The sequence below is a fragment of the Bradyrhizobium genosp. SA-4 str. CB756 genome, assembly GCF_000473125.1.
In the GTDB taxonomy this organism is placed as follows: domain Bacteria; phylum Pseudomonadota; class Alphaproteobacteria; order Rhizobiales; family Xanthobacteraceae; genus Bradyrhizobium; species Bradyrhizobium arachidis.
Genome location: NZ_KI421499.1, coordinates 810,070 through 831,158, shown reverse-complemented (window position 1 = coordinate 831,158; position 21,089 = coordinate 810,070). Strand labels below are relative to the sequence as shown.

General features: G+C 63.1%; 22 protein-coding genes. 10 read left to right on the top strand and 12 right to left on the bottom strand.

All coding sequences use genetic code 11. From position 1 onward, the window contains the following. Positions 1-11 precede the first annotated feature (11 nt). On the top strand, positions 12-1,157 hold the full coding sequence (locus BRAGE_RS0103965) for an acyl-CoA dehydrogenase family protein (protein ID WP_027564447.1): 1,146 nt from the start codon (positions 12-14) through the stop codon (positions 1,155-1,157). A gap of 9 nt (positions 1,158-1,166) precedes the next feature. On the opposite strand, the gene BRAGE_RS0103960 is transcribed toward BRAGE_RS0103965, so the two are convergent. From BRAGE_RS0103960 to BRAGE_RS0103950, 3 genes are read right to left on the bottom strand one after another with little or no spacing between them, the layout of a single operon-like run. Next, on the bottom strand, positions 1,167-2,354 hold the full coding sequence (locus tag BRAGE_RS0103960; RefSeq protein WP_051377680.1) for an acyl-CoA dehydrogenase family protein: 1,188 nt from the start codon (positions 2,352-2,354) through the stop codon (positions 1,167-1,169). Further along, on the bottom strand, positions 2,347-3,228 hold the full coding sequence (locus BRAGE_RS0103955; protein WP_027564449.1) for an HpcH/HpaI aldolase/citrate lyase family protein: 882 nt from the start codon (positions 3,226-3,228) through the stop codon (positions 2,347-2,349). Before BRAGE_RS0103955 ends, BRAGE_RS0103960 begins: the two co-directional genes overlap by 8 nt. Further along, positions 3,225-3,677: a MaoC family dehydratase gene (locus tag BRAGE_RS0103950; RefSeq protein WP_027564450.1), complete on the bottom strand. Its 453-nt coding sequence runs from the start codon at positions 3,675-3,677 to the stop codon at positions 3,225-3,227. The genes BRAGE_RS0103955 and BRAGE_RS0103950 overlap by 4 nt, the downstream gene beginning before the upstream one ends. Positions 3,678-3,803: 126 nt before the next feature. On the opposite strand from BRAGE_RS0103950, the gene BRAGE_RS0103945 reads away from it, so the two are divergent. After that, on the top strand, positions 3,804-4,817 hold the full coding sequence (locus BRAGE_RS0103945; protein WP_027564451.1) for an NADP-dependent oxidoreductase: 1,014 nt from the start codon (positions 3,804-3,806) through the stop codon (positions 4,815-4,817). Positions 4,818-4,929: 112 nt separating this feature from the next. Here the strand turns inward: BRAGE_RS0103945 and BRAGE_RS0103940 are convergent, their stop codons facing one another. After that, positions 4,930-5,805 carry an SDR family oxidoreductase gene (locus BRAGE_RS0103940; RefSeq protein ID WP_027564452.1) on the bottom strand — a complete coding sequence of 292 codons (876 nt, stop codon included), beginning with the start codon at positions 5,803-5,805 and terminating at the stop codon, positions 4,930-4,932. Between the two features lie 123 nt (positions 5,806-5,928). On the opposite strand from BRAGE_RS0103940, the gene BRAGE_RS0103935 reads away from it, so the two are divergent. Continuing rightward, positions 5,929-6,732: an enoyl-CoA hydratase/isomerase family protein gene (locus tag BRAGE_RS0103935; RefSeq protein ID WP_027564453.1), complete on the top strand. Its 804-nt coding sequence runs from the start codon at positions 5,929-5,931 to the stop codon at positions 6,730-6,732. 1 nt (position 6,733) lies between these two features. On the opposite strand, the gene BRAGE_RS0103930 is transcribed toward BRAGE_RS0103935, so the two are convergent. From BRAGE_RS0103930 to BRAGE_RS0103920, 3 genes are all read right to left on the bottom strand, one after another. Beyond that, on the bottom strand, positions 6,734-8,359 hold the full coding sequence (locus tag BRAGE_RS0103930; protein ID WP_027564454.1) for an AMP-binding protein: 1,626 nt from the start codon (positions 8,357-8,359) through the stop codon (positions 6,734-6,736). Positions 8,360-8,473: 114 nt separating this feature from the next. After that, a complete protein-coding gene (locus BRAGE_RS0103925) occupies positions 8,474-9,274 on the bottom strand; it encodes an enoyl-CoA hydratase/isomerase family protein (protein WP_027564455.1) in 801 nt (266 codons plus the stop codon). A gap of 43 nt (positions 9,275-9,317) precedes the next feature. Continuing rightward, the gene (locus tag BRAGE_RS0103920) at positions 9,318-10,199 is read right to left on the bottom strand and encodes an SDR family oxidoreductase (RefSeq protein WP_027564456.1); all 882 of its coding nucleotides are present in this window, start codon (positions 10,197-10,199) and stop codon (positions 9,318-9,320) included. Positions 10,200-10,424: 225 nt separating this feature from the next. Between BRAGE_RS0103920 and BRAGE_RS47725 the strand changes: the two genes are divergently transcribed. Beyond that, the gene (locus BRAGE_RS47725) at positions 10,425-10,949 is read left to right on the top strand and encodes a MarR family winged helix-turn-helix transcriptional regulator (protein ID WP_063617235.1); all 525 of its coding nucleotides are present in this window, start codon (positions 10,425-10,427) and stop codon (positions 10,947-10,949) included. 46 nt (positions 10,950-10,995) lie between these two features. On the opposite strand, the gene BRAGE_RS0103910 is transcribed toward BRAGE_RS47725, so the two are convergent. Beyond that, the gene (locus BRAGE_RS0103910; RefSeq protein WP_027564457.1) at positions 10,996-11,898 is read right to left on the bottom strand and encodes an SDR family oxidoreductase; all 903 of its coding nucleotides are present in this window, start codon (positions 11,896-11,898) and stop codon (positions 10,996-10,998) included. Between the two features lie 15 nt (positions 11,899-11,913). Then, positions 11,914-13,104: an ABC transporter substrate-binding protein gene (locus BRAGE_RS0103905; RefSeq protein ID WP_027564458.1), complete on the bottom strand. Its 1,191-nt coding sequence runs from the start codon at positions 13,102-13,104 to the stop codon at positions 11,914-11,916. Positions 13,105-13,346: 242 nt separating this feature from the next. On the opposite strand from BRAGE_RS0103905, the gene BRAGE_RS0103900 reads away from it, so the two are divergent. Further along, positions 13,347-14,201: a MaoC/PaaZ C-terminal domain-containing protein gene (locus tag BRAGE_RS0103900; RefSeq protein WP_027564459.1), complete on the top strand. Its 855-nt coding sequence runs from the start codon at positions 13,347-13,349 to the stop codon at positions 14,199-14,201. 1 nt (position 14,202) lies between these two features. Here BRAGE_RS0103900 and BRAGE_RS47720 read toward each other — a convergent pair whose 3' ends face one another. The 3 genes from BRAGE_RS47720 to BRAGE_RS47715 form a co-directional block, all read right to left on the bottom strand. After that, on the bottom strand, positions 14,203-15,033 hold the full coding sequence (locus tag BRAGE_RS47720; RefSeq protein WP_283808079.1) for a Bug family tripartite tricarboxylate transporter substrate binding protein: 831 nt from the start codon (positions 15,031-15,033) through the stop codon (positions 14,203-14,205). Positions 15,034-15,331: 298 nt separating this feature from the next. Continuing rightward, positions 15,332-15,811 (bottom strand): hypothetical protein, encoded by a 480-nt coding sequence (locus BRAGE_RS0103890; RefSeq protein ID WP_027564460.1) that lies wholly within the window; start codon positions 15,809-15,811, stop codon positions 15,332-15,334. 10 nt (positions 15,812-15,821) lie between these two features. Further along, positions 15,822-16,799, bottom strand: a complete 978-nt coding sequence (locus BRAGE_RS47715; RefSeq protein WP_051377677.1) for an amidohydrolase family protein — start codon at positions 16,797-16,799, stop codon at positions 15,822-15,824. 179 nt (positions 16,800-16,978) lie between these two features. Here BRAGE_RS47715 and BRAGE_RS0103880 point away from each other — a divergent pair, with 179 nt between their 5' ends. From BRAGE_RS0103880 to BRAGE_RS0103860, 5 genes are read left to right on the top strand one after another with little or no spacing between them, the layout of a single operon-like run. Next, positions 16,979-18,196: an NAD(P)/FAD-dependent oxidoreductase gene (locus BRAGE_RS0103880; RefSeq protein WP_141263370.1), complete on the top strand. Its 1,218-nt coding sequence runs from the start codon at positions 16,979-16,981 to the stop codon at positions 18,194-18,196. 22 nt (positions 18,197-18,218) lie between these two features. Beyond that, a complete protein-coding gene (locus BRAGE_RS0103875; protein WP_035729352.1) occupies positions 18,219-19,490 on the top strand; it encodes an aromatic ring-hydroxylating oxygenase subunit alpha in 1,272 nt (423 codons plus the stop codon). A gap of 14 nt (positions 19,491-19,504) precedes the next feature. Next, positions 19,505-19,990: an aromatic-ring-hydroxylating dioxygenase subunit beta gene (locus tag BRAGE_RS0103870; protein ID WP_051377676.1), complete on the top strand. Its 486-nt coding sequence runs from the start codon at positions 19,505-19,507 to the stop codon at positions 19,988-19,990. A 12-nt stretch (positions 19,991-20,002) separates the two neighbouring features. After that, positions 20,003-20,764 carry an SDR family oxidoreductase gene (locus BRAGE_RS0103865; RefSeq protein ID WP_027564463.1) on the top strand — a complete coding sequence of 254 codons (762 nt, stop codon included), beginning with the start codon at positions 20,003-20,005 and terminating at the stop codon, positions 20,762-20,764. A gap of 9 nt (positions 20,765-20,773) precedes the next feature. After that, positions 20,774-21,088 carry a non-heme iron oxygenase ferredoxin subunit gene (locus tag BRAGE_RS0103860; protein ID WP_027564464.1) on the top strand — a complete coding sequence of 105 codons (315 nt, stop codon included), beginning with the start codon at positions 20,774-20,776 and terminating at the stop codon, positions 21,086-21,088. Position 21,089: the final 1 nt, after the last annotated feature.

Below are 21,089 nucleotides of genomic sequence, written 5' to 3'. Positions count from 1 at the left end.
GGCCGACGGACATGCTGCCCAATCGCCCCGTATTCGACGAAGAGCACACCCTTCTGCGCGAAAGCGTCCGGCGATTCGCCGCCGCGAAGATCGCGCCGCACTTCCAGGATTGGGAGAAGGCCGGGATCATCGATCGCGCATTGTGGCCGGCGGCAGGCCAAGCCGGCCTGCTCTGCCCCCAGGTGCCCGAGCAGTACGGCGGCATCGGCGGCGATTTCCGGCACAATGCCGTTGTCATCGAAGAACTCGCCTATTCGGGCTTTGCGGGTCCGGCGACCGACTTCTCCGTCCACAACGACGTCTGCTGCGGGTATCTCCTGAGCTACGGCACGGAAGAGCAGAAGAAGAAATGGCTGCCGCGCATGGTCTCGGGAGAGATCGTCTGCGCCATCGCCATGACCGAGCCCGGGACCGGCAGCGATCTCCAGGGCATTCGCACGCGTGCCGTGCGCGACGGCGATGAGTATGTCATCTCCGGTCAGAAGACCTTCATTTCGAACGGCCAGATGTGCGATCTCGTCATCGCCGTGACGCGCACCAATCCGGACGTCGGATCGCGCGGCATGAGCCTGATCCTCGTCGAAACCGATCGGCCCGGATTTCGCCACGGTCGCAACCTCGACAAGCTCGGTCATCTCTCTTCCGATACATCGGAGCTTTTCTTCGATCAGGTCCGCGTTCCCGTAACCAATTTGCTCGGTTCGGAGGGTGGCGCGATGGCTGCGCTGATGAGCGAGCTGCCGCAGGAGCGCCTGACGATCGCCCTTCACTCGATCGCATCAGCGCAGAAGGCTTTCGACATCACCAGGGCCTACGTCCTTGAGCGCAAGGCGTTTGGACAGGCGATCGGCTCCTATCAGAACACGCGCTTCAAGCTCGCGGACCTCAAATCCGACCTTCAGGTCGGCTGGGCCTATGTCGATCAGTGCCTCGCCCAGCATGTTCGTGGAGAGTTGACGACCTACGCCGCCTCGACCGCAAAACTGTGGGTCACCGAAATGCACGGGCGACTGGTGGACCAGTGCCTGCAATTCTTCGGCGGCTATGGCTTCATGCGCGAATACGAGATCTGCCGCCTGTTTGCGGACGCACGCGTGCTGCGGATCTATGGCGGCACGTCCGAGATCATGCGGGAGTTGATCTCCCGCAGTCTCTGATGCGCGCGTTCAGTAGCTCTTCGGCAGGTCGAGCACCTTTTCGGCGATGAAGCTCAGCATGAGCTGCTCGGTGATCGGTGCAAGGCGGGTGATCGAGACTTCGCGGAACAGCCGCTCGACGTGATACTCCTTGGCATAACCGAAGCCGCCATGCGTCATGATCGCCTGCCAGGCGGCATCATGCCCCGCACGCGCACCGAGGAATTTGGCGCTGTTGGCCTCGGCGCCACACGGCTTTCCGGCATCGTAGAGCCAGGCGGCGCGCATCGCCATCAGCCAAGCCGACTCGAGGTACATCCATTTCTCGGCCAGCGGGTGCTGGATGCCCTGGTTCTGGCCGATCGGACGGTCGAACACGACCCGCTCTTTGGCATAGCGAGTTGCGCGTCGCAGCGCATCCTGCCCGATTCCGATCGCCTCGACCGCGATCAGGATGCGCTCGGGATTGAGACTGTGCAGGATATAGGAGAAGCCCTTGCCTTCCTCGCCAATGCGATCCGCGTCGGGGATGAAGAGGCCATCGATGAAGATGGCGTTGGAATCGACGGCCCTGCGGCCCATCTTGGGAATACGCCGCACCTCGATCTTGGAACGATCGAGATCGGTATAGAAGATGGTGATGCCATCGGTCGGCCGCTGGCAGTCCTCGAACTTCGTCGTCCGCGTCAGCAGCATGATCTTGTTCGCGATCTGTGCCGTGGACGTCCAGACCTTCTGTCCGTGCACGCGATAACCACCGGGGACCTTCTCGGCGAAGGTCTTGATACGGGTAGTGTTCAGTCCGGCATCCGGCTCGGTGAAGCCGAAGCAGCATTGGTCCTCGCCCGACACCAGGCGCGGCACCCAGCGGCGCTTCTGCTCGTCAGTCCCCTTCACCACGATCGGATGCGGCCCGAACAGGTTGATATGCACGGCCGACGCCGACGTCATCCCGCCGCCATGGCTCGCGACCTCATGCATCATGATGGCGGCCTCGGTGACGCCGAGCCCTGCACCGCCATACTCCTCGGGCATGGTGATGCCGAGCCAGCCGGCGTCCGCCATGGCGCGATGGAACTCGCGGGGAAACTCGCCGTCGTCGTCGCGGGCCAGCCAGTACTCGTCATCGAACCGCGTGACGACCGCGCGCACGCCTTCGCGGATTGCGGCGTGATCTTCCGGAACGTCGAGCTGGTTGGAAAATGACCTGCTATCCATTCGAATGTCCCTCCCCGACCGACGCCAGGGTGCGCCGCGCTGCGACCAGATGCGGAATGTCGTACATCTTCCCGTCGATCCCGACCGTGCCGACATCAGGCGCCGCGGCAAACGCCGCGACGACGCGACGTGCATGCGCGAGATCGGCATCCGAGGGCGTGAAACAGGTATTGATGGTCGCGACTTGAGCCGGGTGGATCGCGACGCGGCCGACGAAACCGTCGCGGCGCGCCAGCCGGCAGCTTTCGGCGAGGCCATCCTGATCCCTGAAGTCCGCATAGAGCGTATCCAGCGCGGCGACGCCGGCTGCACCCGCGGCGAACAGGCATTGCGCGCGCGCCACCTGGTAGGGGAAGGTCCAGTTGCCGTCCGCCTCCTTGTTCGTGAGCGCGCCCAGGGCCGCGCTCAGGTCTTCCGCCCCCCAGGTCATGGCAACCAGCCGCTCGTTCTTGCGCGCGTAGCCGTTGAACCCGATCATGGCGGCCGGTGTTTCGGTCGCAACAACCAACAGCTTGACGTGCCCCGGCGGAATACCGGTCGCGACCTCCAGCACATCGACATAGTGCGAGACGAGGTCGACGTCCTCGATGCCGTTGACCTTCGGGATGAGGAGACCATCGAGACCCGGACGAACCACCGCCGCCAGGTCTTCCAGCGTGAGCCCCGTCCCGAACGGATTGATGCGGACCAGGAACGACCAGTTGCGCGGCCCGCCGCCCAACAGATCCTTCACGGCACCTCGCGCAAAAGCCTTGCGTCCCGGGGCCACGGAGTCCTCGAGGTCGAGGATCAGCGCATCGGCGCCGATGCCGTCCGCCTTGGCGAACTTGCGTTCACTATCGGCAGGCACAAAGAGCAGCGAGCGGAGCTTCATGCGGGCCTCCGCATCATCAACCCGCTCCTGCGGCAGTAAACCACTTCCTCGTCGCGCTGATTGAAGCCGCGATGCTCGAACGTCACGATGCCCTGCGTCGGACGCGACTTGCTTTCCCTGACGGCAACGACTTTGGTTTCGGCTCGCAGCGTGTCACCGGCGAACACCGGCCGCGGAAATTTGGTGTCCTCCATTCCGAGATTGCCGACGGTGGTTCCCAGCGTCGTGTCCTGAACCGATAGTCCGATGATCAGGCCGAGCGTGAAGATCGAATTCATCAAGGGCTTCCCGAACTCGGTGCCCTTGGCGTAGTCGTGATCGATATGGACCGCCGCCGGATTGTAGGTCAGCGACGAGAACAGGATGTTGTCCATGTCCGTCACGGTGCGCCGGATTTCATGAACGAAGGTCTGTCCGACCGAGAACTGCTCGAAATAGAGCCCCGCCATTGCTTGCCTCTTGTCATCTATTTGGAGGGTGAGGCGGCCCGCAGCCGCCGCGATGTCCTTGTCTCCCGACCAAGTTCTACCGTATACTCATATCGTACACAAGCGTACTAATTATGAGGATCGCTCATGTCCGCCCGCGAAAATCGACAGGTTCGGCTGACGGCCCGGCCACGTGGGATACCGCAAGCCGAGCATTTTTCACTCATGACGGAGCCCGTGGCCGGACCCGGCAAAGGCGAGATCCTGGTCGAAAACCGCTATCTCTCGGTCGATCCGGCGCAGCGCGGGTGGGCCAATGATGAGGGGAACTATAGCGCCCCCGTGCCACTCGACACGCCGATGCGCGCGCTGGCCGTGGGGGAAATTATCGAAAGCAATGTGCCGGAGCTTCGCGCAGGCGAGTTCGTCTATGGATGGTTTGGCTGGCAGCGCTATTGCGTCGCCACACCCGACGCCGTTCTGCGGCGCGTCGTTCCGTCCGCCCTCCCGCTCAGCGCCAATCTCAGCGTACTCGGCATGAACGGCCTGACCGCCTATCTTGCCTTTCACGGCCTCGGCGATCCCAAGCCCGGCGAGCACGTCTTGGTGTCGACTGCTGCCGGCAGCGTCGGAAGCTTTGTCGGCCAGCTCGCACGCATTGCCGGATGCCGCGCCGTCGGGCTCACCAGCTCCGCCGACAAGATGGCACAAGCCAAGGCCCGCTACGGCTATCAGGACATGATCAACTACCGCGAGGCTGGCGACCTCGGCGCGGCCATTCGCGCGGCGTGCCCTGATGGCAATGACATCTTCTTCGACAACACCGGCGGCGCAATCGCCGATGCCGCCATCCGGACCATGCGGCTGCGTGGACGCATTATCCAGTGCGGCACGGCCGCGAACGCGTCCTGGACTCCCGTCCCGACCGGCCCGCGCCCCGAACGTGAGATCCTCACGCGCAGGCTGCGCTGGTCAGGCTTCATCATCTTCGATCATCTCGCGGAATTCGACGCCGCCGCGGCGCGCCTTGCCGAGCTCGCGCTTGCCGGCCAGATCGTCCACGATGAGGAGGTCCTCCCGGGACTGGAGCACGCCCCCGGCGCGATCGCACGGCTTTACCGCGGTGAGAACCAGGGCAAGCTGATCATCGCGGTGGACTAAAGCATGATCCGGAAAAGTGCGAAGCGGTTTTCCGGAAAGATCATGCTCAAACAACAACCTAAAGCGCGATGACGATTCACCCCAATCTCATCGCGCTTTCGGCGGCGGGCCGCTACGCGCTGGCCTTCCGCTTCATCACCTCGGGCAGTTTCGCGCGATGGAAGCCTTCGAACGGCAGGCTGCGGCTGTGCGGTTCGAGCTTCCATGTCGTGCGGGCATTCGGCGTGCCGCCATCAACGCGGACGCAGGATCCGGTGATATAGGCGGCCGCCGGCGACAGCAGGTAGGTGATTGCGGCCGATATCTCGGCTTCCGTGCCGAAGCGCTGAAGCGGCACGCCTGCAGTGAAGTCATGCAGCTTCTTCTGCATCTCCGGCGTGTAGGTATCGAACCCGCTGGAGACGATGCCACCGGGGGCGACCGCATTGACGCGGACGCCTGAGGATGACCATTCGCACGCGGCCGTCTCGGTCAAGGTGAGCATGCCGCCGCGGGCGGCCGCGGAGTGGCCGAACTCGGGCCAGCCATGCCAGATATCGGCGATGATGTTCACAATCGACCCGCCATTGGCCTCCATCCAGCGATTATAGACTTCGCGCATGAAGATGAAGCCGCCGGTCAGGTTGTTGCGCACGACAGCCTCGAACCCTTTGGTCGAGATCGTCTTCAAAGGCGCACGAAATTGCCCACCGGCATTGTTGACGAGGCCATCAATACGTCCATAACGCGCGAGCACGGCATCGATCGCGCCAACCACCATGGCCTCATCGCGGATGTCGCAGGCATGGCTCATCGCCTGTCCGCCATCGTCCTCGATCTCGCGCTGGACCTCGACCAACTTTTCCATGGTACGGCCGAGAATTGCGACGTTCGCGCCAAGGGCCGCGAGCTCGTGAGCGGTGCAGCGCCCGATCCCGCTGCCACCACCGGTCACGATGATGGTTTGCCCCTCGAACAGGTCCGGCCTGAACACGGACTGGTATGGCATCTCCTGTCTCCCTTGAAGGTCGTATCGTTGGCCGTTCTCGCTGCGAGGACGGCATTGCACTCCATGATCGTACACTTTATTACTATCTGCCATCAAAGACAATCAACGATGGAGAGCGAGCCCATGACGCAGCCGAGCACCATCACCGTCGAGAGCCGCGGCGCGATCGATATCCTGACGTTGAACCGGCCGGCCCAGCTCAACGCCGTCTCCCCCGACATGATCGCGGAACTGACCGCCTATTTCTCCGGCCTGCACGACCGGCCGACGACGCGCGTCGTGCTATTTCGCGGCAACGGGCCTCAATTCTCCGCCGGCGCCGAGCTCGGATCGGATGCGTTTGCCGCACCCGGCACGGGCCGCCCTCAACGTCAGCTCAAGATGCAGCAGAACTATTCCGGCGTGATCCGCTTGATGCGGTCGTGTCCGCAGCCGATCATCGGGCTCGTCCACGGCGCAGCATGCGGCGCCGGATTCTCCTTCGTGCTCGCCTGCGACGTCCGCTTTGCGACGCCGGACGCGCGGATGAACGCCGCCTATATCCGCATCGGCGTCGGAGGCTGCGACATGGGCTCGGGCTATCTGCTGCCGCGCCTGGTCGGCCTGTCGGTGGCCTCCGAGTTTCTTCTTACTGGCCGCTTCCTCAAGGCTGAACGGGCGAAAGCGATCGGGCTGGTGAGCGACGTCGTTCCTGCCGAAGATCTTCTCACCAAGGGCCTCGCGCTCGCCGAGGATATGTTGCGCGTGTCGCCGATGGGGCTGCGCATGACCAAGCAGGCCCTCAACACGCTGATCGACGCGCCGAGCCTCGATGCGGCGCTGATGATGGAGGACCGGCAGCAGGTCATCCTCCTCGAAACCGATGATCATGCGGAAGCAGTCGCCGCGTTTCGCGAGCGACGGACTCCGACCTACTCCGACCAATAGCCTACTTTGCTTCGGCAAACGCCGCTGCAAGCTCGCGCAGTCTAAATTTCTGGATCTTGCCGCTGGCCGTGCGCGGAAGCTCGGCCACAAGCTCAATACGTTCCGGCCAGAATTGCTTCGCCATCCTCGCTTCGCCGAGATAGGCCTGTACCGCCGTCAGGTCGATCGTGCTGCCGCTGCGAGGCACGATGAATGCACAGCCACGTTCGCCGAGCCGGGCATCCGGAAAACCAACGACCGCGACGGCGGAAACCGCGGGATGCTTGTAGAGCAGGTTTTCGATCTCGACGACCGGCACATTCTCGCCGCCACGGATCAGGATGTCCTTCACGCGTCCGGAGATCCGGATGTATCCGTCCTTGTCCATATAGGCGAGGTCGCCGGAATCGAACCAGCCGTCGCCGTCGAAGGTCGGCAGTTCCGGCCGCTTGTAATAGCCCTTGAACATCTGGGCGCCTCGGACCAGCAATCGACCCGGCTCGCCCGCAGGCACCGGATTGCCTTCGGTGTCGACGATCCTGACTTCCATTCCCTCCAGCGATCGGCCATCCGTGCTCGCCGACTTGTCGGCCGCGCGTGACGGTTCTGTCAGCGTCCCCGACAACACTTCCGTCATGCCCCAGAGCGAGCAGACCTTGAGACCGAGTTCACCGGCCGCACGCTCGATCAGAGCCGACGGAATCGGCGCCCCGCCGCACAGGAAGGAGCGCAGGCTCTTCGGCTGCGGCGAACCACCTTTCACGGCCTCGCAGATGTCGCTCAGGAACGGCGTCGACGCCGCGGTATAGGTGACCCCTTCCCGAGCCATCAGGCCGACGCCACGCTTGGCTTCCCAGATGTCCTGAAGGATCATCGTGCCGCCGAGATAGACCGACAACAGGACGATCGCAGCATAGCCAGTCATGTGGCCGACCGGAGAGGCCACCAGCAGCACGTCGCTGGAATCAAGACCGAACCGGCCCGACAATGCCTTGCAGCATGCAATCAGTGAGTTCGACGTGTGCATGACGCCCTTGGGCTCGCCGGTCGTGCCCGACGTGAACATCAGCACGGCCATGTCGTCCGGGCGCAAGCCGGGCGGGAGCTCGCCCGCGTCGGCTGATAGCAGCATCCTCTCAAAACCAGTCTCGCCCTCGCCGTCGGCAACGATCACGTGCTTCAGATGCGGCAGCTCGGCGCGCATGCCCTGCGCCATCGCCGCGTAGTCGAAGCCGCGATAGCGTTTCGGTACGATGAAAACCTTCGCCTGGCAGAAGTTCAGGATGTAGACCAGCTCGCGCTCGCGCAGGATCGGCATCACCGGATTCATGACCGCGCCGATCTTGCTGCATGCGAACGCTGTGACGACGAACTCCCACCAATTGGGCAATTGCACGGTGACGACATCGCCACGCCCGACGCCGAGCCGCAGCAGCGAACTCGCGGCCCGATTGGCGAGATCATCCAGCTCCCTATAGGTGAAGCGCGGGGCCTGGTCGCGATCGGCGCGGTCGGCGACCATCGCGACCTTGTCGGGAGCTCTCGCAACGGCTTCCGTCAGAAGCTGATCGACGGTTTTGTCCAGCCAGTAGCCGGCTTGCCGAAAGTTCGCATGAGACGTGTCTCGTAGGGCCGCGACCACGATCATTTCTCCCTCTACTGGTGTCCTTTCCGGCTCATTGCCGGACTATTCATTCGTTATGATACGTTACTGTAGCGTACGATTTGGTGCCAATGGTCGAATTGTCGCTTCCGGCGGTATTCATCGTCCGGAAAACACCGGCTTTCGCTTCTCGACGAAGGCCCTGACGCCTTCCTGCGCATCGGCCGTTCGCGACATCGCGGCGAGCGTCTGCGCCTCCTCCTCGAGCTGGCTCTCGAACGACCGATCGGCCGTTTGCGAAAACAGACGCTTGATCGCGCCAAACGCCTCGGTCGGGCCTGCCGCAAATTCCTTTGCGAGCTGCGCAGCCTCGGTCCGCACCGCAGCATCCGGAACGACGAAATCAACCAATCCGAGCGACAGCGCCGTCGCAGCATCGAGCGTCTCGCCGAGCAGGAAAAACCGCCTTGCGCGCGCGACGCCGATGCGCCGCGTAACGGTCGTGGTCGACCCACTGTCCGGGCTGAAGCCAATCCTGGAGAAGGCAGCCGAGATCTTCGCCGATTCCGCCATCACCACGAGGTCCGCGGCCGCCATCAGCGATACGCTGCCGCCCGCGACGTTGCCATGAACTGCTGCGACAACGGGGGACCGCATGCGCACCATCCTTGCGAGCGCGACGTGAAGATCGGCGGTCCAGGCCTTGATCGTTGCAGGCAGCGCGTCGCCCTGCTTCACCAGCGCCATCAGGTCGCCGCCCACACTGAACAATCGCCCACGGGCGGATAGCAGCACGGCCCGCACGTCGGCACGCTCGCTCAGCTCAGCAATCGCCAGGCCGAATTCGCGGCAGAAGTCACCATCGATCGGGTTGCCACGGGCGGGCTGATCCAGAGCGATATGGGCAAGACCACCGTCGATGGTGCATTCAAAGCTCTTGGTCGATATGGCCAGTCCCATCGGCTCTTCCCTTCGATGCATTCAAATCCCGCCCGCCAGAAGCTCAGATCGAGCGCGCCTGTTTCTCCTTCTGGACCGACGCTTGAATGGCTTCGCGCGCACGCTGCCAGTCGGTCGCCGAGAGTTTTGAAAGCCCCGCAAAAGTGCTCGGCGCGGCCAAATGATGCCCGCCATCGATGCTGATCGTGTCCCCCGTGATGTAGCTTGAGCCATCCGACATCAGGAAGATCAGGAGATTGCGCAGCTCATCCATCTTGCCGAAACGGCGCAGCGGCACCTCCTCGGCCTGGGTCGCGCCGACGCCCGTCTCGGCGAGCGGATTGAGCTTGTCCCACGCCCCCTCAGTCGGGAACGGGCCAGGCGCGATGGCATTGACGCGGATCCCCTTGGGTCCCCACTCGACCGCGAGCGACATGGTCATGGCGTGCACGGCGGCCTTCGCCATCGCCGAGGGCACTACATAGGCCGATCCGGTCCACACCCAGGTGACCAGATTGCTGATGATGCTGCCTGGGAGGCCCGCGGCGATCCACCGCTTGCCGCAGGCAAGCGAGGCATAGAACGAGCCATCCATCACCGTGGAGCGGACCGCCTCGTAGCCGCGCGGCGAGAGGCTTTCAGTGGGGGCGAGGAAGTTGGCCGCGGCATTGTTGACGAGCCCGGTGAGCGGCCCCTCCGCCCAGATGCTGGACATCATAGCCTCTATGCTGTCGGGATCACGCACGTTGGCAAGCAGCGCGGAGACCGTTCCCCCTGACCGTTCGGCGATGTCGCGCACGGCCTGATCGAGAACCTCTTTCCTCCGCCCGCAGATGTAGACGTGAGCGCCGTGGGCGGCGAAACCGACTGACATCTCTTTGCCGAGGCCAGTCCCTCCGCCCGTAACCAGGATGCGCTTTCCCTTGAGCACAGCAGCATCGAACATGGGCACTTCCTTCCTGCGATCGGCTTCCCGTCAGGCGGGCGCTTCTACGTCCAAAGGACCGGCACCCTGCAAAAACTAATACACTAGCGTACTTCTTTTGTAAATCCTCGCTCCGCCAAGTAAATCGGGGGATTTCCGCCCGATCCAGCGACCTTTCCTTTAAAATACGCTGGTGTATGGTATTAGTTGAACCTCTGCCTCCGGCTCGCCTCAAGGGAAACATCGATGGTTGAACAGCCCGATTGGGATCTTCGGCTTGGATATCTCATCCATGACGTATCGCGGCTCAGGAGGATGATGTTCGATCGCGCGCTCGCGCCGCTCGGGATCACACGCTCGCAATGGTGGGTCCTGGCGTTCATTTCGCGCAAGGACGGCCTTCCCCAGGTGCAGCTCGCCAACGAGCTCGACGTCGGCAAGGTCGCCGTCGGGGCCTTGATTGACCGGTTGGAGACATCGGGCTTCGTGATACGGCAGGCCGATCCGGTCGACCGGCGGATCAAGCGCGTCTATGTCACCAAGCAGGCCCGCGGGTTCCTCGAAAAGCTCCGGAAGGAAACCGACAAGTTCAATGCAAGGATCGTCAACGGCATCGACCGCAAGCAGCTGGAAGCCGCTTCGGAGGCCCTCCTTGCGATGAAGCACAACCTTCTGGCCATGTCGGATGGCACGGAGACCGAGAGCGGCGAGGACGAGGAGGAAGAGGCGCCGCGGTCCAAAACCCGGAAAAAACGGCGGGCGGCGGCCTGAGGCCAGCCACCCGCCCGAGGTGCTCCGGGAGGAGTCCTTGGGAAGCTCATGAGACGATGTCGCGCCCCCAGATATCGGCGTTGGGCCGCGCTTCCTGCATCAGTTTCGCCACCTGAGGGCCGAGTTCGTTGGGATCCTCGACCGGGTCAATTCCCGGGCCCGCGTGCCAGCCCTCTGCGACCTTGAGAATCCCATCGCCGGCCTCGAATACGCGACCAGTCACGTCTTTTGACTCTTCGCTCGCGAGCCAGACCACGATCGGCGCGACCCAACGCGGATTCCGTCGCTTGATCTCCTCCTCGGTGCGCTCACGCAATCCTTCGGTCATGCGGGTCTGCGCGCGCGGCGCGATCGCATTCACCGTGATGCCGTATTGGCGGAGCTCCATCGCGCTGATGATGGTGAAGGCGGCGATACCGGCCTTCGCAGCCCCATAGTTGCTCTGGCCGACATTGCCGAACAATCCGGAGGCCGACGAGGTATTGATCAGGCGGGCGCTGACCGGCGCTCCCTGCTTCTTGGTTTCCTGGCGCCAGTACTGCGCGGCGTGGTGAGACGGGGCGAAGGTACCTTTGAGATGCACCTTGATCACCGCGTCCCATTCCGCCTCGGTCATGTTGACCATCATGCGATCCCGCAGAATACCCGCGTTGTTGATGAGAACGTCGAGCCGGCCGAAAGCGTCGATGGCGGCATCGATCAGCGCCTTGGCGCCGGCCCAGTTGCTGACGTCGCTGCCGTTCATGATGGCTTCGCCGCCGGCGCGCCTGATCTCATCGACAACCTCTTGAGCGGGCGAGAGATCGGCGCCCTCACCTGCTGCCGTGCTGCCGAGATCGTTGACGACAACCTTGGCGCCCTGCTCCGCCAGCATCAGCGCGTATTGGCGACCGAGCCCGCGGCCGGCACCCGTCACGATCGCAACTCGCCCGGCACATAGTCGTCCCATTTGTCGTCTCCCTGCCTAATTCTTCGTTTCGCCGCTCATGACGTCGCCGAACAGATGCCAGTTGGCTCCATCGAAGCGCATCAACTGCCATTGCTTCACCGGGGCAAAATCGCCCGGTGACGTATTCAAGCGGATGCCGGGAAGCAGCATGCCCAGTTCGACCTCTTTCAGCTGGGCCGCCTGCCGCATCACGTTCTCGCGCGTGAGATCGTCGCCACACTGCTTCAGCAAATGGACGAGCGCCTGCGCCGTGTTGTAGCCGTTCACGATCAGCGTATCGCTGCGATCAGCGCCGGGAAAATAGCCGTCCAGAAATCGGTTGAGCTCCTTGAGGCCGGAATCGTCCGCCCAAGCAGGGTCGTTCGGATCCTTGAAATAGGCTGCCGAGATCAGGCCTTGCGCATGCTCGAACCCTGCTGGCTTGATCACGCTGCCGATCGATGCCGAGACATAGCTGAGAAGATGCAGCGGCTTCCAGCCGAGTTCCGACACCTTCTTGATCGCCTGGGCCGCAAATTTCGGCGTTGCGATATCGAACAACACGTCCGCGCCGGTCGCCTTCAGCTTGACGAGGTGCGAATCGATCGTCGGCTCCGACACGTCGAAGGCTTCCTCCGCCACGATCATTGACGCGGCCTTGTCGCCAAGCGCCTTCCTGATCCCCCTGAGGTAGTCCTTTCCGAAGTCGTCGTTCTGAAAGAGGATCGCGATCTTCGCCGTCGGCCGTTCCCGCAGCACATATCTTGCGCAGATGTAGCCCTCGGTCTCGTAGCTTGGGGTAAATCCCATCGTCCAGGGGAAGTTCTGAGGATCGTTCCACTTGGCCGCTCCGCTCGACACGAACAATTGCGGCACCTTCCTGACGTTCAGATATTTTTGCACGGCCGAGTTGGCCGCGGTGCCGAGCGCGTTGAAGACCAGCAGAACCTCGTCGCTCTCGACCAGCCGCCTCGTCCGCTCGACCGTCTTCGGCGGCGAGTAGGCGTCGTCGTATGACAGGAAGACAATGCGCCGGCCGTTGATGCCACCCTCTGCGTTGACCTTGCGGAAGTAGGCCTCCTCGGTCTTGGCGACCATGCTGAAGGCGGACGCCGGGCCGCTATAGGGCGACGTGTTGCCGATCTTGATCTCGGTGTCGGTGACACCCGGTCCATATCGCTTCTCTCCAGCCGCGGCCTGACTTGCGTGCAGACCAACCAGGATCACCGCCGCGGCCCGGACGGCGTCGCGACCTCCGGGGCCGCCAAAAAGCCGCCTGCAAAGGCTCGCGACACGGGCCGCCCGACTTGAATGGCCAGCATCCCACTTCACGGCGCTCTCCCTTTCCGCTCCCATTGCGTCGCCATTCGCGAATTAGTACGCTTGTGTACTATGTGATGGAGCATGATTGCAACTGCCATTCGAACCGCACGCCGATGAATCGGGACTCGCCAGCATGGGAGGACATCTTGAACCTCGAAGCCGTACGAAATTTCCGTTTTGAGCCAGTCACGCAGAGCTATACCCGTCGCGACACCATGCTATACGCGCTCGGCCTCGGCTTTGGTTCCGATCCACTCGACCCGGCGCAGCTCGATTTCGTCTATGAGGCAAATCTCAAGGCCGTGCCGTCGATCTGCTGTGTCCTCGCTCATCCCGGGTTCTGGGCGAAACGGCCCGAGCTCGGCATCGATTGGCTAAAGCTCCTGCACGGTGAGCAGCACTTCGAAATTCACGCTCCGATGCCGGCCGAAGGCACGGTGAGAGCCAGCTATGAGATTGTCAGCGTGGCGGATAAGGGTGCAGGAAAAGGCGCGATCCTTCACCTCGTCAAGACACTCGACGACGCCGTCAGCGGACTGAAATTGGCGACGGTTCACAGCGTGCTGTTTCTGCGCGGCGACGGTGGCTGCGGCAGCTTTGGCAATGTCCCGGCCGAGCCTACCGCCCTTCCGGAACAGGCCCCCTCGCGGACCCAGGACATTGCGACGCTGCCCCAAAGTGCACTGATCTATCGGCTGAGCGGCGACTACAATCCGATACACGCCGATCCCGACGCCGCCGCAAGGGCCGGCTTTGACCGCCCGATCCTCCACGGCCTGTGCACGCTAGGAATCGCAACGCGCGCGGTCGTCGCCACCCTCGCCGATGGCCGCCCCGAACGTCTTCTCTCGCTATCGGCCCGTTTCAGTCGTCCGGTCTTTCCAGGAGAGACTATCCGAACGGAATTCCTCTCCGTCGGTGGCCAAATCCGCTTTCGCTCACGCGTCATCGAGCGCGACGTCGTGGTGCTCGACCGGGGAACGGCGGTGCTCCGCGATTGACCTACTTCTTCTCGATCTTCGCGATCGCGACGATCTCTGCCCAGCGTCGTGTGTCGGCTTCCTCGAACGCTTTCAGCCGGTCGGCTCCGGCCGGAAACGGTTTGGCCCCCACGGATTCGAGATAGTCCGCCGTCTCCTTGTTGTTGACGAAGGCCAGCACGACCTGACTGAGCTTCGCCACGATGTCGGACGCGGTGCCTGTCCGCACGAACACGCCGACCCAGGCGGTCAGCTCGGCACCAGATAGGCCGGCCTGCGCGAGCGTTGGGACGTCGGGCATCCCCGCCAGCCGATCGCTGCTCGTCACGGCAAGGACGCGCAACCGACCATCCTGGATCAAGCCCTGCGCACTCGCCGGATCGGCGAAGACGCAATCGATCTCGCCCGCCAGCACATCCGTCAGAGCCTGTGGCATCCCGCGATACGGAACATGCTGCATGTTGATTCCGGCCCTGGCCCGAAACAACTCCGCAGCACCCCGACTCGACGTGTTGCCGCTTCCGAATGAGAGTGGCTTCTCGCGCGTCTTCGCCATGGCGATGAACTCCGCGACGCTCTGTGCCGGAAACTCCGGCTTGACGGCCAGCATCATCGGAATGGTCATGATCCCCGCCACGGGCGCAAAGTCCGCCGCGGGATCATAGGGCATCGCGTTGAACAGGTTGATATTGGCCGCTTGCGTCGAGTTCGTGGTGACGAACACGGTGTAACCGTCCGCCTCAGCCTTCAGAACCGCAAGCGCCGCCAGATTGCCATCGGCTCCCGGCTTGTTCTCGATCAGCACGGTCGCACCGGTCTCGATGCGAATGCTTTCGGCAAGACGCCGCGTCACGGCATCGGTTGCACTGCCTGCCGGAAACGGCACGATGAGATTGATGCGTCGCGACGGGTATGATTCCGCTGCGGCCTGCCGCCATCCGGACCGCCGCGATCGACACGGTGATCAGGCACAGAACGATCGCATCCCGAACTCGCATGGATTCTCCTTGGGCCTGAAGCGCTTGACGTTCCCACGCTGCGGCACAGCAGTGGCCGCAGTCCCCGATTTGTTCTGATCGTACTCTACTTTACGATCTGGAGGAACGTTCGTCCATCGGCCGGACATCCGCCTGCGTCCGATGCATGTCTCGCTAGCTGCACGGCGCCGACTCGCCGCTCGTCCTGCTCAGTTCGACACGATCGAGTCTCGGAAAGAGCGCGTCGTCGAGGCCGATATCGGCCGCAAAGTGCATGGGATCCGCGTGGCCGCAGATCACGTCGGGAAAGTGCCAGCTCGTGGTCCCCAGAACGGTCTCGCCAGCGAGCACCGCAATCTTCAGCGGATGGCTCGTCCCCACCCCGCGCGCGCTCTGATAGCCGTCGGCGATGCAGTAGAGTTCGAGCCGCAGTCTGTTCTCAGCCACGCGCTGGACCGACAGCTCGATCTCGCAGAAGCCGAAGGCGGGGTCATCCTTCGAGCCCTCGGCGTAAAAGTAGAACGCGCCGATCTTGCCGTGCGCGCACGGACCGAGCTTGTAGTCCTTCGGCACCTGCGGATCCGGCCGCGCCGGCGTGCGCGGCGGCAACGGGCCGAGCGAGCAGAATTGGCGATAGGAATAGCACTGTCCCAATCTCTCCTCCCTACCGGAGCGCAAACAGCCGCTTCGCATTGGCGGATAGCTCCGCACGCGCAACAGACAGGACTTGTTCGGCGAATTGCGCAGGCTTGTCCTGCTTGATCGTGAACGGATAATCCGATCCCACAACGAGCTGATTCGTGCCGACCTTGTCGGCCAGGTATTGCAACGCCGCACCGTCGTAGAGAATCGTGTCGTAGTAGAAGGATCGAGCGATCTCTGTCGGATTCCTTGCAAACAGGCTCTCCAGCGGTGGTCCCATCCCAAAAGCGTGGCCCAATCTCGGCAATAGCCAGGACAGCGCGCCGCCACCATGGCTGAGCAGGATTCGCAAGGAGGGAAAGCGCTCGAGCACACCGCCGGTCATCAATGACACGGCGGCGAAAGCCGTCTCCAATGGAAATGCGGCCACAGCCGCAAGCTCTGGGCGACCGCCCATTCGATCAAGCCCGAGAGGATGCAGCGGATGGATCATCACGATCAACCCGCCCTGCTCCGCCGCGGCATAGACGTCATCGAGGCGCACGTCGCCGAGCGGCACGCCGTTGATGTGCGTGCCGATCTCGATGCCGCGCAGACCAAGCAATCTGATGTCGTCCATGTGCCGCACGGCAAGCGCGACATCCTGCATGGGAACCATTCCAATGCCGACGAAATGCCGCGGATGGTCCGCGCATAGCGCGGCAATCCCCTCGTTGACATGGCGGCACAACGCGTCCGCGTCGGCAGGTGGAAACCAGTGTGACAGCAATTCCGGCATGGGCGAGAGGACCTGAATCTGGACGTCGTCGATCGCCATATCGTCGAGCCGGCGGCGCGCGTCCCAACTTCGGGAATCGATCACCCGAAACACCTTACCGCCGACCATGACGGCGGCCGATGCGTCCCGCAGCTCAACCGAGGGCCAGAGCGGATTGCGGGCGGAGTCCGCCGGAATGTGCCGCGGGACGAAATGAGTATGGGTGTCGATCGCTTCGACCAAGACGTTTCCCCGACAGATTTGAATGCTGCGCCCGCGACCAGACAGCTCGGAACATGCAGGGCCGGCCACTTACAAGCAGGTTGGACTGTTTTTATTATCTATGCAATCCAATATTCGTATGCTAGTGCACAATCTAACGAACAGTGCGGTCGGCGATCGCATCAGGGAGCGAAGCGAGCGTGGCGCGAACGATGAACGACATCGTGATCGCTGGAGCCGGCCAGGCCGGGGCGCGGGCAGCTGAAGCGCTGCGGGCGCGCGGCTTCACGGGCTCGATCACCATGATTGGCGAAGAGCCTCATCCACCCTACGAACGGCCGCAGCTCTCAAAGAGCCTGCTGCAATCTTCTGATGCGCCTGTCGCTTACATCAAGCAGGCCGCAGACTGGACCAAGACACTTGATATCCGCATCGAGACCGGCGCTGCGGCCATCGAGTGCGATGCCGATCGCCGCATCGTGTCGACTGCGGACGGCCGCAACTTCCGTTTCGACGGCCTGCTGCTTGCGACCGGAACGCGGCCGCGGCGGCTCTCCGCGCTGGAAGATGCGCAGATCGAGGTGCAGTATCTGCGCAGCGTCGAGGACGCGCTCCGATTTCGTCGTCATATCCAGGCAAAGTCGCGCATTGCGATCGTCGGAGGCGGCGTCATCGGCCTCGAAGCCGCTTGCGCCGCTGCCAGGAGCGGCTGCCATGTCACCGTGATCGAGAATGAGGAGCGCCTCCTCGCACGCGCGTTTCCGCCTCTGGTTAGCAGCCTCGTTGCCGACAGGCACCGCGGTCACGGTGTCACGTTTGTCTTCGGCGCGACGGTGACCGGAAGCACGTCACGTTCGGTCGATTTGAGCAACGGCGCGGAGATCGCCGCCGATCTGGTTTTGGTCGGTGTCGGCGTCACCCCTTCGGCCGAACTCGCCGTCCGGCTCGGTCTGCCCGCGGCCGAAGGCATTGCCGTCGATGCCTGCGGCCGCACCGCTGCTCCCGACATCTTCTGCGCGGGTGATGCCGCCTTGCAATGGAGCCGATGCCACGGCCGCGCGATCCGCGTCGAGACCTGGGCGAACGCCCAGAACCAGGCGATCTCGGTCGCCGCCAACATGATTGGCGAGACCGTGGAATACAATGATCCTCCGTGGTTCTGGACCGACCAATACGACCTGAACATCCAGGTCACAGGAGATATGCGCGATGCGGAGCATGTCGCCCGCGGCGATCCGAACGGCGATCGGTTTTCAATCATAGCCATGCGTGGCGCCGAGCTTGTGGGTGCGCTCTCGGTGAACGCGGCGAAGGACATGGCGATGCTGCGGCGGGTCATCGCCGCCAACGCAAGGCCGCGGCGCGCCGATCTGGAGGCTCCGGGCTACGACCTCAGATCCGCGCTGAAATCACATTGAGATATTCGAGGGAGGGACTGCAATGAATGCGTTCCAGCGAATGAACACGGCGCTGATGGTCGACGAGGCCAGGCAGATCTTCAAGGTCTCCCGCCAGGCTTTCGTCGACCCCGACATTCTCGAGGCCGAGCGCGCGCGCATCTTCGACAAATGCTGGCTCTATCTCGGCCATGCCTCCGAGCTTCCCAAGTCCGGCGATTTCGTCACCCGCCAGGTCGGCGGGCGCAGCATTCTGTTTGCGCGCGACGCCAAGGGAGGCTTGCGCGCCATGTTCAACACCTGTCCGCATCGCGGCGCGCAGGTCTGCCGCGAGAAGCACGGCAACGCAAAGTCCTTCCAGTGCTTCTATCACGGCTGGGTCTTTGGGCTCGACGGCGCGTTGCGCAGTCAGCCCGGCGAGGCTTCCTATGCGCCTGATTTCAAGGAGCGCAGCACGTCCAACATGCAGCCGGTGCCGCGGTTCGAAACCTACCGCGATTTCTGTTTCGTATGCTTCGACCGGAACGCCGAGACGCTCGACACTTATCTCGGCCCGGTCAAGGAATATCTCGACATCATCGGCGACCAGGCCGAAACCAGCATGACCATCGTCGGCGGCACGCAAGAATACTCGATGCGCGCCAACTGGAAGCTGCTCACCGAAAACTCGATCGACGGCTATCACGCACTCACCACCCACGCGACTTATTTCGATTACCTCAAAGCCACCAATGGCGGCCTCGTGCCGGTGCCGCTGGAGGGTGCCGCGCGCGATCTCGGCAATGGACATGCAGTGCTGGAGTACAAGGCGCCGTGGGGACGTCCGGTCGCACAATGGGTTCCGATGTGGGGCGACGATGGCAAGCGCGAGATCGACCGGCTCTACCAGGGACTTGTGACCCGCTTCGGCGAGGAGCGCGCCAAGCGCATCGCGCTCTACAATCGCAATCTGTTCGTGTTCCCCAACCTCGTCGTCAACGACATCATGGCCGTGACGATCCGCACCTATTATCCGCAGGCGCCTGATTTCATGACCGTCAGCGCATGGGCGCTGGCACCACGGGAAGAGACCGACTGGGCGCGCAAGTACCGCCTGTTCAATTTCCTTGAATTCCTGGGCCCCGGCGGCTTCGCGACGCCCGACGACGTCGAGGCGCTGGAGCAGTGCCAGCGCGGCTTCCGCAACGCCACGGAGGCGCAGTGGAACGACATTTCAAAAGGCATGGGCAAGGAGACGCCCGCTTATGACGACGAGTTGCAGATGCGCGCGTTCTGGTCGAACTGGAACAAGCACGTCTTCGCGGCATCGGCGTGAGTCAGGAGAGGCACATGCAGAATATCACCCGAGACGACGTCGAGGATTTCCTGTTCGCCGAGGCCGAACTGCTTGACGAATGGCGGTTGCCGGAATGGCTCGAACTGTTCACGGACGACGCCATCTATTACGTACCATCCACCGACGTTCCCGCGGACTCCTCGCCCGACAAGAACCTGTTTTACGTGGCCGATGACCGCTTTCGCCTCAGCGAACGCGTCAAGCGCCTGATGAAGCGTACCGCGCACGCCGAATTTCCCCGTTCGCGGACGCGGCACCTGGTCAGCAATGTGCGGATCCGGAGCCGCGGTGACAGCGAGATGGAGGTCGCCGCCGCCTTCATCACCTATCGCACCAAGGATGGCGTCACCGATACCTATTTCGGCAGCAACCGGTATCGGCTGGTTACCGACAATGGGCGCCTCCGCATCAAGGAGAAGCGCTGCCTGCTCGACAGCGAAGGGCTGCGCACGCAAGGGCGCGTCAGCATCATCCTCTAGGGACGTTCGATCGTGGACAGGAAGCTCAAGAACAATGTTGCCGTGGTCACGGGGGCCGCAAAGGGCATCGGCCTTGCGATCGCGGAGCGGCTTGCCAGGGACGGCGCGAGCTTGATCCTCGCCGACCTCGATGAGGCCGGGCTGAAGGAGGCGTCGGCTCGTCTCATCCATGAGTTCGACGTGGAGGTCGCGAGCGGAGCCGGTGATCTCGCGGAGCAAGGCACCGCCGAGAGGACCATCCGGCTTGCTTGCGAACGCTTCGGCCGCCTCGACATCCTCGTCAACAATGCCGGCGGCGGCATCATCAAGCCGTTCGCGGAACATACGCCGGAGACGCTGAAAACGACGATCGATCGCAATCTCTGGACCGTGCTGTGGTGCTCCTGGTACGCGGTGCCGGTGATGCGTAAGCAGGCCTATGGCCGCATCATCAATCTCGGTGCCGATTCCGTGCGCAACGGCCTCTGGGATCATGCCGCCTACAACGCGGCCAAGGGCGGCGTGCACGGCCTCACAACCGGCATGGCGCGCGAGTTCGCCCGGGACGGCATCACCGTGAACACGGTTGCTCCCTGCGCGGTGAATACGCCGCAGATGGTCGCCATCACCAAAAGCAACCCGGCACTCGCTGCCAAATTCGTCAGCGTCATCCCGATGGGGCGGCCAGCCGAAATGGAGGAAGTCGCCTCGATGGTCTCCTATCTCGCGTCCGCCGAAGCGTCGTTCGTGACCGGCCAGGTCATCAGCGTCAATGGCGGCAGCACCATGCTCTAGGTTCTCGCCATGGCCGAAACAGTCATTCTCTGCGCTGCCGACGAGGTCGTCGAAGGCGAAATCAAGCAGGCTCCCCTGCCCGACGGCACCAACGTCGCCCTGTATCGCGTGGCCGGCACGATCTACGCCACGGCCGATATGTGCACCCATGGCGAGGCTTCGCTGTCGGAGGAAGGTCTCATCAACGGCAAGATCGTGGAATGCACCTTCCACTTCGGAACCTTCGACGTCACCACGGGCGAGCCCACCGGCATGCCCTGCGAGATTCCCTTGAAGACCTATCCCGTCACGGTCGCGGACGGGAAAGTCCAGATCGAGGTTTGAC